General features: G+C 74.1%; 8 protein-coding genes and 1 pseudogene. 5 read left to right on the top strand and 4 right to left on the bottom strand.

Features of this window, described 5'->3' with window-relative positions; translation table 11 throughout:
* The first annotated feature begins 105 nt into the window (after window positions 1-105).
* From FHU30_RS32375 to FHU30_RS32365, 3 genes are read left to right on the top strand one after another with little or no spacing between them, the layout of a single operon-like run.
* Window positions 106-1296: a sensor histidine kinase gene (locus tag FHU30_RS32375; protein ID WP_253881001.1), complete on the top strand. Its 1191-nt coding sequence runs from the start codon at window positions 106-108 to the stop codon at window positions 1294-1296.
* Window positions 1293-1946, top strand: a complete 654-nt coding sequence (locus FHU30_RS32370) for a response regulator (protein ID WP_253880998.1) — start codon at window positions 1293-1295, stop codon at window positions 1944-1946. The genes FHU30_RS32375 and FHU30_RS32370 overlap by 4 nt, the downstream gene beginning before the upstream one ends.
* Window positions 1947-1973: 27 nt before the next feature.
* On the top strand, window positions 1974-2726 hold the full coding sequence (locus FHU30_RS32365) for a maleylpyruvate isomerase family mycothiol-dependent enzyme (protein WP_253880996.1): 753 nt from the start codon (window positions 1974-1976) through the stop codon (window positions 2724-2726).
* A 65-nt stretch (window positions 2727-2791) separates the two neighbouring features.
* Here FHU30_RS32365 and FHU30_RS32360 read toward each other — a convergent pair whose 3' ends face one another.
* Window positions 2792-3484 (bottom strand): Crp/Fnr family transcriptional regulator, encoded by a 693-nt coding sequence (locus tag FHU30_RS32360; protein ID WP_253880994.1) that lies wholly within the window; start codon window positions 3482-3484, stop codon window positions 2792-2794.
* 127 nt (window positions 3485-3611) lie between these two features.
* On the bottom strand, window positions 3612-7391 hold the full coding sequence (locus FHU30_RS32355) for a tetratricopeptide repeat protein (RefSeq protein WP_253880992.1): 3780 nt from the start codon (window positions 7389-7391) through the stop codon (window positions 3612-3614).
* A 146-nt stretch (window positions 7392-7537) separates the two neighbouring features.
* On the opposite strand from FHU30_RS32355, the gene FHU30_RS32350 reads away from it, so the two are divergent.
* Together FHU30_RS32350 and FHU30_RS32345 are read left to right on the top strand one after the other, a co-directional pair.
* Entirely contained in the window at window positions 7538-8191 is a 654-nt protein-coding gene (locus tag FHU30_RS32350; protein ID WP_253880990.1) for an MBL fold metallo-hydrolase, read from the top strand.
* Between the two features lie 86 nt (window positions 8192-8277).
* Window positions 8278-8430: pseudogene (locus FHU30_RS32345) on the top strand (aldehyde dehydrogenase family protein); the annotation flags it as partial.
* A gap of 552 nt (window positions 8431-8982) precedes the next feature.
* Here the strand turns inward: FHU30_RS32345 and FHU30_RS32340 are convergent.
* Together FHU30_RS32340 and FHU30_RS32335 are read right to left on the bottom strand one after the other, a co-directional pair.
* Window positions 8983-11499: a S8 family serine peptidase gene (locus FHU30_RS32340; RefSeq protein ID WP_253880988.1), complete on the bottom strand. Its 2517-nt coding sequence runs from the start codon at window positions 11497-11499 to the stop codon at window positions 8983-8985.
* A 2-nt stretch (window positions 11500-11501) separates the two neighbouring features.
* The gene (locus FHU30_RS32335; protein WP_253880986.1) at window positions 11502-12803 is read right to left on the bottom strand and encodes a beta propeller repeat protein; all 1302 of its coding nucleotides are present in this window, start codon (window positions 12801-12803) and stop codon (window positions 11502-11504) included.

The raw sequence follows: 12803 nt of genomic DNA, 5'->3' as shown, positions 1-12803 counted from the left end.
TTCGAGTGCAGCGCGGGCGGGACGCGGAGCGGCAGCGGAGAACGCAGGGCCCCTTCCCTACTTTCGGAGGGTCCGCCGTCCGGAAGGGATGCTTACGGTTGCAATGTGAGAGTCGCTCCACGCGTGTTCGACATGCTGAACGCCGCGACGGCCGTCGTCCTGGGAATGGCCTCGGTGCTCAGCGACCGGCCGCTGTACCGATCGCTCGATGGGGTCGTCCTGGGCGTCCAGTTGTTGCTGGCGGTGTCCCTGCTGGTGCGTCGGCGCATGCCTTGGCTGCCGGTCTGGATCGCGGCGAGCGCGGCGGCCGCGATCGCGCTCGCCGAGGCTGCCGACGCGGGAGCGGTCGTGCCTCCCACGCACGCGCACGGTGACCGGATCTGGATTCCGGTGGCGGCCTGGCTCGCGGTGTACGCGGGCATGGCCTACGGCGGCCGGGTCTCGTGGGCGGGCGTCGGGTTGCTGGGCGTCCTCGCTGCACGTCCTTGGGGGGACGATCCGACCGGCTTCTTCGCCCAGTCCTTGTTGCTGGTCGTGTGTCCGGCGCTGCTCGGCCTGTACGTCGCGGCGCGGGCGCGGGCCGTCCGGTCCCTGACGGACCGGGCCGAGCGCGCCGAGCGCGAGCGGCACCTGCTGGCCGAGCGTGCGCGCGCGGAGGAGCGGACGCGGCTCGCCGCCGAGATGCACGACGTGGTCGCGCACCGGATCAGCCTGCTCGTGCTCCAGGCGGGAGCGCTGCGGGTCCGGTCGCCGGACGCTTCGGCGCGCGCGGCGGCCGAGGAGATCCGCGCCACCGGCTGCCAGGCGTTGGAGGAGCTCCGGGACGTGATCGGGCTGCTGCGCCGGGTTGAGGACGGCGACGACGACACCGCGCCGATGCCGGTGACGCACGCGCCCGTCCCGGACCTCGCGGCGCTGGTCGCCGAGTCGGCGTCCGTCGGGGTCCCGGTCGAGCTGCTGGAGGAGGGCGCGTCCCGGACGGCCGATCCGGTGCTGGGCCGGGCCGCGCACCGGGTCGTCCAGGAGGCCCTGACGAACGTCCGCAAGCACGCGCCGGGCGCGGCGGCGACCGTGCGGCTCGCCTACCGCCCGGACGGCCTGACCGTCAGCGTCGTGAACGGCCCGGCGACGCGCCCGCCGGATCGGGCGCTGGTCGCGGCCGGGTCCGGCGCGGGCCTGACGGGCCTGCGCGAACGCGTCGCGCTGCTCGGCGGGCGGCTCACCGCCGGGCCCGGCGAAGGCGGCGGCTTCCACGTCACCGCGGAGCTGCCGGCGGCCGCGGGGGCGCGCGCGTGATCCGGGTGGTGCTGGTGGACGACGAGCCGATGGTCTGCGCGCACCTGCGCACGATCCTCGGCTCGGCGGACGACATCGACGTGGTGGACGAGGCGTTCGACGGCGCGGCCGGAGTGGAGGCCGTGGTCCGGCACCGTCCCGACGTGGTGCTGATGGACCTGCGCATGCCGGGCGTGGACGGCCTGACCGCGATCGGGCGGATCGGCGCGCTGCCCGAGCCGCCGGTGGTCGTCGCGCTGACCACCTTCGACTCCGACCGGCACGTGGTGCGCGCGCTGCGCGCGGGCGCGGCCGGGTTCCTGCTCAAGAGCACGCCGCCGGAGGACCTGGTCGGCCTCGTCCGGGTCGCCGCCGACGGGCACACGGTCATGTCCCCGGCGGCGACGCGGCGGCTGCTGGCGTCCGCGGCCGGACGTGACGGGGAGCGCGAGCGGCGCGCGCGGCTCCTCGCCGGGCTGACCGCGCGGGAGGCCGACGTGCTCGCCTGCCTCGGCGAGGGCCTGCCGAACGCGGGCATCGCCGCCCGGCTGCACCTCAGCGAGACGACCGTGAAGGGGTACGTGTCCCAGGTACTCGCGAAGCTCGGCTGCGTCAACCGCACACAGGCCGGACTCCTGGCGTTCGAGGCCGGCCTCCGCGTGTCAGGATGAACTTCCCTCGACAAGCTGGGAGGCCTGATGAGCGGTTCTGGGACTGGGCGGGCGGCGGCTCTGGCGGCGATTGAGGCGGGGGCGGAGCGGCTCGCGAAATCGGTGGGCGGGCTCAGCGACGCGGAGTTGCGCGGGGCTTCGGGGCTGCCCGGGTGGACGCGGGGGCATGTCGCGACGCATGTGGCGCGGAATGCCGACTCGTTGTGGAATCTGCTGGAGTGGGCGCGGACCGGGGTGAAGGTGCCGCAGTACCCGAGTCTGGAGGCGCGCGAGGAAGGGCTGCGCGCGGGCGCGGGGCGTGGCGGGGACGAGCTGGTCGAGGATCTGCGGGTTTCGGCCGAGCGGTTCATGGCGCAGGCGCGGGCCCTGCCGGACGCGGCATGGGACGTTCCGGTGCAGGGGCTCTTCGGCCCGGCGTTTCCGGTGTGGTTCGTGCTGCACCGACGGTGGCGGGAGATCGAGGTGCACCACGTCGACCTCGCCGCGGGGTACGGGCCGGCCGACTGGCCCGAGGACTACGTGCGCGCGGAGCTGGACGTCACGTTCCAGGGTCTCGTCGAGCACGGGCCGGAGGCGCGCGGCGGGTTGGACGGGGCGCGGCTGCGCGCCACCGACACCGGGCAGGCGATCGACCTCGGGGACGGCACCGAGGTGACCGGCTCGGCGGCGGCGCTGCTCGCCTGGATCACCGGACGGTCGAGCGGCTCGGGGCTCGCCACCCGTCCGGACGGCGCGCTCCCCGTCCCGCCGAACTGGCCCGTCGATCCGTCCTTCTCCTGAGCCCCCGCCGCGACGAGCGCGCGACGCCGGTCAACCCAGGGCAGGACGGTCGATCGGACGTGCGGTCAGCCGGTGGAGGCCAGGACGTCGTCGGGGTCGTCGCCTGCCAGGTGGTCGAGGACCTCGGGTGAGCGGAGGGTGATCGTGGTGCGGGAGACGGCGATGCCGTCGCCGACGTGCTCGTGGGAGAGCAGCTGGGCCACCTTGCGGCGGCCCATGCCTGCCCAGCGGCCGAGGTCGCGCTGGGTCAGGGGGACGCGGACGACCACGCCGCCGGTGGCGACCGGGGTGCCGAAGCGGTCGGCGAGGCGGCGCAGCCGGGACGCGAGGCGGCGGCCCGGCGCGTCCGGGAAGTGCGCGGTGCACACCTCGTTGGCGTCGCGCAGCTTCTCCGACAGCACGGCGGTGACGGCCCAGATCGCGGCCGGGTGCTCGTTCAGCACGGCGCGGAACCGGTCACCGGGCAGCGCGAGCGCCTCGACCCGGGTCAGCGCCTCCACGTTGGCCGCCCGCTCGCAGCCGTCGGCGACCTCCATCTCGCCGGACACGTCGCCGGGGCCCAGTACGTCCAGGATGACGGTCTCGCCGTCCCGGTCCACCCAGACCTTGGCGGCGCCGGAGCGCAGCACGTACACGTTGGTCGAGCGCGTGTGCTCGCGCGCGAGGAACGCGCCCGGCCGGATCAGCGCGACGGTCCCGGCGCGTTCGAGCGCCTCCCGCGCGGGTCCGGGCAGCGCGTCCCAGAACGCGACCCGCATCGCCGCTCCTCCTCTCCGCGCGCGGCACGGCGGCGCCGCACGCACAGGTCCCCTGTTGTGTTAGTGAGCGCGGCGCGACACCGCGAAACCCGGTAATTCGGCACACAACGCCCCGACGTGCCGGGTTTCAGACGGGTTCCGGGCCCTCCGAGTCGAGCCACTGGTCGATGGCGCGGATGCGGCGGGTGCAGTCGGCGGCGCCCGCCTGGTCGCCGAGCGCGGACAGGGACGTGCCGAGCCGTTCCAGGGCGCGGCGGCGGCCGAGGTGGTCGCCCATGTCGCGGCGGATGGCGATCTCCCCGCGCAGGTGCCCGGACGCCTCGGCGTGCCGTCCGAGCAGCTGGCAGGCGTGCCCCATGTGGTGCAGGACGCGCGCCTGCTCGCGGGTGTCGCCCAGCTCGACGGCCAGGTCCAGGCCGCGCCGCCCGGTCTCCAGGGCGTCCTCGGCGCGGCCGAGCTCCAGGTGGATCGCGGCGAGGTGGACGAGCGCGGCGCCCTCGCTGTGCCGGTCGCCGACCTCGCCGAGCACGCGCAGCGCCTCGGCCTGCACCTTCAGCGCCTCCTCGGGACGCCCGCCCGCGCGCAGCGTCGCGGCGAAGGTGTCCAGGCCGATGCCCATGCCGTAGGAGTCGCCGATCTCGCGGCGGATCGACAGCGCCTGGCGTGCCGCGCCCTCCGCCTCGTCCGGCAGGCCGAGCTTGATGTAGGTGCGGGCGAGGCTGCCGAGCGTCCCGGCCATGTTGCCGCGCGCGCCGAGCCGGTGCCACAGCTCCAGCGCCTCCAGGCCGTGCACGAACGCCTCCTGGTAGCGGTGCAGGCGGCGCATCACGACCGACAGGTTCTCCAGGTCGTGCGCCTCGCCGTGCTGGTCGCCGATCTCGCGCCGGACGTCCAGCGCGCGGCCGAGCTGCTCGCGCGCCTCGCGGTAGCGGCCGAGCCGCCAGCACACCACGCCGAGCTGCGCGAGCGTCTCGGCCTCGCCGTGCCGGTCGCCGGTGTCGCGGTGCATCCGCAGCGCCTGCCCGCAGAAGGTGAACGCCTCGGCGAACTTCGCCGCGTCGCAGGCCAGGCGGCCGAGCGTGGTCAGGGCGCGCGCCTGCCCGTGCCGGACGCCCAGCTCCCGGTAGATGCCCAGGGCGCGCTCGGCGTCGCGGCGGGCCAGGTCGCGCAGGCCGAGCGTCGCGTACATGCGGGCCAGCTCGGTGAGCGCCTGCGCCGACCCGTACCGGTCGCCGTCCTCCTCGCGCAGGAACAGCGACTCCAGCGCGTTGGCGACCGCGTCGTCCACCACGCCGCGGCGGCGGTGCACCAGCGCGGTCGTCAGCAGCGTCTCGGCGATCCCGCGCCGGTCGCCGATGCCCTGCCGGATCTCCAGCGCCAGGCGGGCGTGCCGCAGCGCGGTCTCGTAGTCGGCGAGCGCGAGGTGCGCGCGGGCGAGGGTCTCGTGCCCGCGCCCGACTCCGCCCTGATCATCCAAATCGCGGTGGATCGCCAGGGACCGCTGCGCGTGCTCGATCGCCGTCAGGTACCGCCCCTGCGCTGCGTGGATGTCGGCGAGCGTCGCCAGCGCGACCGCCTCCCCGTACCGGTTGGCCGGGTCGGCCGAACGGAACGCGCGGCGCGCGTCCTCTCCGTACCCGATCGCCTGGACGGCCCGTCCGAGGTCGAAGTGCGCGACGGCGAGGTTGTGCAGCATCACGGCCGCCGCCGCCCAGTTCTCCTCCGCGCGCGCCGCGCCCAGACCCGCCTGGTGGACGGCGATGTTGTCCTCGCTGTAGCGGCGGAACTCCTGGAAGCCGAACAGCGCGTCGGCCAGCTCCCAGCACGTCCGGTGCAGGCCGAGCCGCGCGGCCAGGTGGACGGCCGCGACCAGCGTCCGCCGCTCGGACTCGAACCAGGCGAGCGCCTGCGCCCGCGCCTCCGGCGAGCGCGCCGTGTGGCCGTCCTCGGGCGGCGGATGCGGATCGTCCAATGTCGGGCGGCGACGGTTGTCCAGCACCCGGGCGGCCGACCGCGCGGCGGACAAACAGGAGGCCAGCAACCGGCGCTGCGCCGCGAACCGGTCGGTATCGGCGTCCTCGGCGAGACCGCGCTCGCGCGCGAAGTCGCGCAGCAGGTCGTGGATCCGGTACCGGCCCGGCCCGGTCTCGTGCACCAGGAACGCCTGCCGCATCCCTTCCAGCGCCTCGGCCGCCGCGTCGGTCGTGCCGTCCAGCAGGGCGGCGAGCGCGGCGGGCGTGACGTCCGGCCCGGCGGCGAGGCCGAGCATCCGGAACGCGGCCCGGTGGTCGCGCCGCAACCCCCGGTAGGCCAGGTCGAACGTCGGACGCATCGGCGCCGGATAGGACGCGCCGGACCGGTCGGCCAGCGTCCGGACGGTCTCGGCGATCGGCACGTCCGGGTTCTCGGCGAGCGCGCCCGCCGCGACCGCGAGCGCCAGCGGCAGGAACCCGCACTCGCGGGCCAGCCACTCGACCGCCCGCCGCTCCTCGCGCGGCCGCGCGTCACCGGGACCGAGCACGCCCGCGACCAGGTCGGCCGCCTCGTCCGGGCTCATCTCGCGCAGCTCCAGCACGCGGATGTCGCCGTCGATGCGGCCGTCCTCGGCGACCAGATCCGGCATCCGCCGCTGCGCGGTCACCAGGACCAACCCGGCGTTCACCGCGTCCAGCAGCGGACGGACCTGCTCGGCGCCCGTCGCATTGTCCAGGATCAGCAGCAGCCGCCGATCGGCCAGCAGCGAGCGGCACTGCGCCGCCAGCTCGGCCTCGGTGCGCGGCAACTGGTCGCCAGGCACACCGACACCCCGCAGCACCTGGCCCATCGCCTCGGCCGGCGTCGCCTGCCCGCGCGTCCCGCCGCGCAACTCGGTGAAGATCACGCCATCGGGGAAGCGGCCCGCGACCCGATGCGCCCAGTGCACCGCCAGCGTCGTCTTCCCCACGCCGGCCATGCCCTGCACCAGCACCGCACGCGGCCAACTCGCCTGCGCGAGCAGCAGATCGAGCTTGCCGAGGCTGACCGTCCGTCCGGTGAAGAACGGCTTGTCAGGCGGCAACCGCCGCGGCGGACCAGCGGACGCGCCGATCGGCACCGGCGTCCTCCGCGCGAGCCCGGCAGGACGTTCGGCATCCGGCTCGGGCGCGCTCTCCTCCTGCCGCGGGACGGCCGGCCACTCGTCCCCCCACGGCGCGGCCTCCCGCCGCAGCGCCTCCGGATCGAGCAAGGTCAGCGGACGCGGCGTCAGAATCCCCTTGGCACGCCACCTCCGGTACCAGCGCACGAGCGTCTCGCGCGAAACACCCGCCCAATTGGCGAGGTCTGCTTGGCTGAGCCGCGACGGCACCTCGATGGCCCGCAGCGCATCGTCGCGCCGGGGGTCGGGCGGCGGCGCGAGCTCACCGAACCGGTGCGCCAGCTCCAGCAGATGATGCGCGAGCCGCTGCGGATGGTCGGCGACGCGGACCGCATGCCGCCGCCCGCTGTAGGTCTCCTGGCGCGCGAACGCGTCCATCGCCGCGGCCGCGAGCTGCGGGCTCGCCGCGAGCAGCCCGCCGAACTGGCGCCGGTCCACGCGCAGCGCGGCCAGGTGGTCCAGCGCCGCGACCGTCCCGCGCTGCGGATGCCCCCACGGCGCGAGCCCGGCCACCAGGTCCCCGGCGCCGAACAGCTCGATGACCGACTCGTCCCCCTCGCCGTTGCCGACGAACTCCTTCGCCAGGATCCGGCCCGACGTCCGCGCGCCCGCCGGGAACAGCACGAACACCGCCGGTGACGCCACCCCCTGGTGGCAGAGCATGCCGCCGGGCGGCACCTCGACCCGCCGCCCCATCGTCCAGAGCGCCTGCCGGTCCGATCTGCTCAGCCGGGTCCAGAACGCGCCCGGACGCGCCTCGGATGCACCCAAACGTCACCTCCTCGGCCCATGGTGCGGCCGTCCGCGGGACCATTCCGCCCCATCCGACACGACTCCGGTGAGTCTCCGGACTCATTCCACCCGTGCGGGCGCGATAGGGGAAGATGGCGAGCGGAGAAACCCGGATCGGAGGAGCCATGCCCTACACCGGCAACGTCGAGGTCGGCGGACCACCGGACACCCGCGACCTGTCCGGGCTCGCCCTCACCAAGATCGCGGTGGGCCCGTACGACAACAACGCCTACGTCCTGCGCTGCACCGCGACCGGCGACCAGCTGCTCATCGACGCCGCCAACGAGCCGTCCCGGCTCCTGGAGGTCCTCGGCGACCGCCCCCTCGGACGCGTCGTCACCACCCACCGCCACCAGGACCACTGGCAGGCCCTCCAGGACGTCGTCCAGGCCACCGGCGCCCCGGTCTCCGCCCACCCCTTCGACGCCGAACCGCTCCCCGTCCCCGTCGCCGAACCCGTCGAGAACGGCGACACCCTCCGCGTCGGCGAGGCCACCCTCGAAGTCATCCACCTCCGCGGCCACACCCCCGGCTCGATCGCCCTCCTCTACACCGCCCCCGACCGCCCCCACCTCTTCACCGGCGACAGCCTCTTTCCAGGGGGAATTGGAGGTACATGGGGAGACCCCGGGAAGTTCAAGCAACTCATTACCGACGTCACCGAAAGAATCTTCGACCGCCTCCCCGACGAAACCTGGGTCTACCCAGGCCACGGCAAGGACACCACCCTCGGCAAGGAGCGCCCCAGCATCCCAGCCTGGTGGGAAAGAGGCTGGTAACCGAGCTGGATCGGACACGCGAACGCCTCTGCCCGAGGGCTTGCCCGAGCCGTCCGTCCTCCAGGCACAAGCCGGCAACGCTCAGATTCGGACCCATCCTGGTCGTGCTGCGGGTCGAGTCCCTGGACGCGGCGATCGACCTGGTCAATGCCGTCCCCTACGGCAACGGCACGGCGGTCTTCACCTCGTCCGGGGCGGCGGCCCGCCTCCAGCGCGAGGTACGGGTCGGGATGGTCGGGGGCTCCCCACAGCAGGGCGCCGACCTTGCGCCACAACGTCACGGAAGCCCCAGGTGGCGGTGTTGGTCGGCCCCACAGGCGGAACCGCGCGGGTCTTGCTCCGAGATCCTCTGGACCCCCTGACGATCTCCGAGAAGATGCGCTCGGCCGGGGTTTGAACGGCAGCCTGGAGCGCTTTCCGTCCGCGGGGGTATGAGAGGCGTTCCCAGCTCGGGAGCCGCTCGAAGTTCAGCACGGTGCCGCGCGTCGCTTCCGTCCCGGCCGACCGCTGTCCCGCGAGCGCCGCCCGCTGCCCTGGGACACATGGCTCCTGCTGAACGGCGCCCGCACGACTCCCATGACATGACGACCGCCTACAGGACGAGACCGATGAACAGCACCACCAGCCGCCCGGCCGAACAATGGTCGCGTTGGGTGGACGTTGGGTCGGCGTTGCGTCACTGAAGTGGAGGCTGGTCGCGATTCCGCCCGGTCGGTGGGTGGTCAAGAAGGCCGCGCGACGCCGGCGCCGGGGCGCCCCCGCGGGGCGCCCCGGCGGTCTCGGGTCGGGGGTCAGGCGGGAGCGCAGGAGCGGTCGCCGGTGAAGGCGTTGTCGACCGCCCACCAGCCGGAGTTCTGGCCTCGGTAGTGCAGCCGGTAGCGGACCTCGGCCTTGCCGTTGGCCTGCGGGATCGGGACGACCTGGACCGACGGGCCGGGGGCGCCGGGGAAGCCCCTGGCGGTCCAGGCGGTCTCCCAGGTCCTGCCGCCGTCGGTGCTGACCTCGACCGAGGTGGTGGAGTTGATGGCGGGGGCCAGGTCGTGGGCGACCTCGACGGTGGCCTTGGTGCGCTTGGACATGTCGTAGGACGGGCTGGTCAGGTAGGTGTCCTGGACGTAGCCGGGCCCGGTGTGCCGGGAGTCGACCACGGCGAAGCCGCCGGAGCCGCCGGTGTGGTTGCCGCGGCCGCCGGGGTCGGTGAACTCCCAGCCGGGCTGGTAGGCGTAGTTGGGGATGTGCGGGTCAACGTTGGTGACCTGCCAGCCCTTCGGCAGCCGGCCGGTGTCGAAGGGTTCGGTGCTGCCGTCGCGGGTGACCTGGTAGCCCTTGGCGGTGCAGGCGAGGCTGACGGTCAGGGCGACGTCCTGGGTCTGGCCGGAGTCGGTGAGGGTGATCTTGCGGCTCGCGGGGTCGTAGCCGGGTTCGGTGGCGGCGTAGGTGACGGTGTAGGCGAGGTTCGGCAGCAGGGGGAGGGTGTAGGCGCCGGTGGCGTCAGCGGTCGCGGACCAGCTGTGGCCGGCGGCGTCGATGGCGGTGATCCTGGCCGGGAGGCCGCCGCCACGACCGGAGCCGTCGGTGACCTTGCCGGTCAGGTCGACGCGGGGCGTCGGCGCGAGAGCGAAACCCTGGGTGGACCCGCCGTCCTTGGTCAGGGTGAGCGTGGTGGATCCGGTGAGGTAGCCGAACGCCGCCGTGCTGACGGTATAGTCACCCGCGGTCAGGCGGAAGCGGTAGGCACCGTCCGCGCCGGTGGTGAAGGTGCGCTCCATCGGGCCGGAGGCATGGACGGTCGCCCCCGCGAGCGGCTGTCCGGTGGCAGCGTCGGTGACCGTTCCGGTCAGGTCGCTCAGCCCGGCGGTGCCGGCGTTGACGGCGGCCAGGACGTCGAGCCTGCCCTCGCCGTAGACGTTGTTGTTCTCCGGCGTGCCGCCGCACTGGGCGTCGGGAGTGTCGATCGCGGTCAGGTTCAGCAGTTCGCGGGTCTTGGCGAGGTCCCGCTGGTATTCGGGACGCGCCGACCACAGCAGCGCGATCGCGCCCGCCACATGCGGGGTCGCCATCGAGGTGCCGCTCATCGTGCCGTACCCGCCGGACGGCAGGGACGACAGGACGTCCACGCCCGGCGCCGAGATGTTCGGCTTGACCAGGCCGTCCTGGCCGGGGCCGCGGCTGGAGAACGAGGCGATCCTTCCGGTGGAGTCGTACGCGCCGACCGAGTAGTTGATGGTGCGGCTGCCGGGCGCGCCGGCGGTCTGGCAGCTCGGGCCGTTGTTGCCGTTGGCCCACACGCCCATGATCCCGGCGGCGGCCCAGGCGAGTTCGACGTCCTCGAACATCGGGTCGTTGGACGGCGGGCTGCCCCAGGAGTTGTTCACCACGTCGGGCCGCCGCGCCGGGTCGGGGTTGGCGCCGTTGCGGTCGGTCGGGGCGAGCATCCACTGCATCGAGGCGAGCAGGCTCGTGTCGGTGCAGCTGTCGGTCTCGCAGCCCTTGGCCGCGATCCACTTGGCGCCGGGCGCGACGCCGATCCGGTTGCCCTGGCCGTCGTCGCCGACCATGGTGCCCATGGTGTGGGAGCCGTGCCCCATGTTGTCGCAGGGGTCGCTGGTCTTGCACGTCCGGGACGGGTCGTACCAGTTGTAGTCGGGATTGAACGTCCCGTCGCCGTTGTTGCCGCGGTACTGCCGGACGAGCGCCGGGTGGTCGTAGGCGACGCCGGAGTCGACGTTGGCCACCACGACGCCTTCGCCGCGGCGTCCGGTCTGGCTCCACACCTGGTCGGCCTTGATATCGGCCACGCCCCAGGCCAGGGTGCCGCCGGCCATGGCGCGGGGGGCGGTCTTGGGTTTCGGCGCGGCGACCGGCTGCTGCACCCGGAACGTGCGGGCCGGGCTGATCTGCGCCACTCCCGGGATCGCGGCGAGCTTGCGCGCCGCCTTCTCCGAGACGTTCGGGACGTAGACCGCGTTGGTCGCCCAGTAGGAGCGTCCGGTGAGGCCGGCGTCCTTGAGCGCCTTGCGGACTGGGCTCTGCGAGGCGTCGGCGGTGGACTTCAGGCCGTCCAGCACCGCCCGGCCGCGCGCGGCGCGGTCCTTGAGCTTCGCCGCCTTCGACAGGTCGGCCTTGTCGGACATCCGCACCCACACGTTCGCCGTGCCGGACCGTGCGAAGGCCGCCAGCACCGCGCCGTCGAGCTTGGCCGACGGGTCGGGCGCCGCCTGGGCCGCGCCGCCGGTCGTCGCGGCTGCCACGAGCGACGCCGCGCACACCATCGCCGTGGCCCCGGCGGCCAGTCTTGTGAACCGCATGGTCACTTGCCTCCGCAGGTCAGGTGGGCGAGGGCGGTGTGGATGCTCGCGAGCGCCGTCCCGGGGGTCGGGGACGGGTCGGTGGAGATGGCCATGCCGACCGCCCAGACGTCATTGGGGCCGGTCCCGGTGAGGGCCCGGTAGTAGTAGGTGATCCCGCTGCCCTCCCCGCCCGGCTGCGCGCCCTCCGGCGCGACCTTCGTCCAGGTGGCGCCGGTGCGGTGGAGCACGGCCGCGCCGGACACGGCCCACAGGTCGTTCGGGCCGGCGACGTAGAGGCTGTCCATGAAGCCGCCGCCGGCCACCTCACCGGGGCCGGTGTCGACGGACCACTTCTGCCCGTCCCAGTGCATAACCAGGCCCTTGTAGTCGTTCCAGACGGCCCAGGTGCCGCGCCAGCCGCCGACGTAGACGTCGTTGGGGCCCTTGGCCACGACGGCGCTGGCTACCGCGTCGGGCGCACCGACGTCCGGCATGGTGACCTCGGTCCACTTCGCGCCGTCGTAGTGCAGGGTGTAGGGGACGGTCGCGCCGCCGTTGGGAAGGCGCCGGAACCCGACCGCCCAGACGTCGTTCGCCGAGGACGCGCTGACCTGCATCAGCTGCGCAGTCGGTATGGACGAGCCTGGGTTGTCCACGGCCTTCCATTCGGTGCCGTCCCAGTGCTCGACGAACGCGCCGTTGCCCTCCAGGTCGCCGACGGCCCAGGCGTCGCCGGGCGCGAGCGAGGCCACATCGTTCAGCCGGACCCCGCCGGTGGCCGGGGCGGGTGAGACCGCGCCGGGGACGAGCGTCCAGCGGGTGCCGTCCCAGCGGCCCATAACCGTCGTGGTGATGTCGCCCCAGCCGCCGCCCGGCGCCACCAGCGCCCATCCGCTGGAGGGCGAGTCGTAGGAGCTGCGGCCTCCGCTGAACGCCAGGCGCTTGGGCTGGTGGGGGATCTGCGGTCCGGCGGCGGTGACCTTGGAGCCGTCCCAGACCGACTCCGACATGCCGCCGCCCCAGCCCGGCTCGATGTTGGCGGTGAACCGGACGTCCTTGGCCGACAGTGCCTGGGCGTCCTGCACGTCGGTGGCCGCGAGCGGCGGGGTCTCCAGCTTCCAGGCCGGCGCGCAGCCGGCGTTGGCCGGTAGCGCCGGCCCGGCGGCGAGCAGGCCGGTGACGGTGCTGGTGAGGAGGATGCCGAGGCCGAGCAGGGCGGCCGCGCGGCGCTGGGCGAAGCGGCGCTGGGCGAAGCGGTGGTGGGTGAAGCGGTGGTGGGCGAAGCGGCGCTTTCCAGCGCGCGGGTGTGAGGGGATGCGCAT

It is taken from the genome of Actinomadura rupiterrae (assembly GCF_024172125.1).
Lineage (GTDB): Bacteria > Actinomycetota > Actinomycetes > Streptosporangiales > Streptosporangiaceae > Spirillospora > Spirillospora rupiterrae.
The sequence above is the reverse complement of the archived record's forward strand: the minus strand, read 5'-3'. Positions and strand labels throughout refer to the sequence as shown.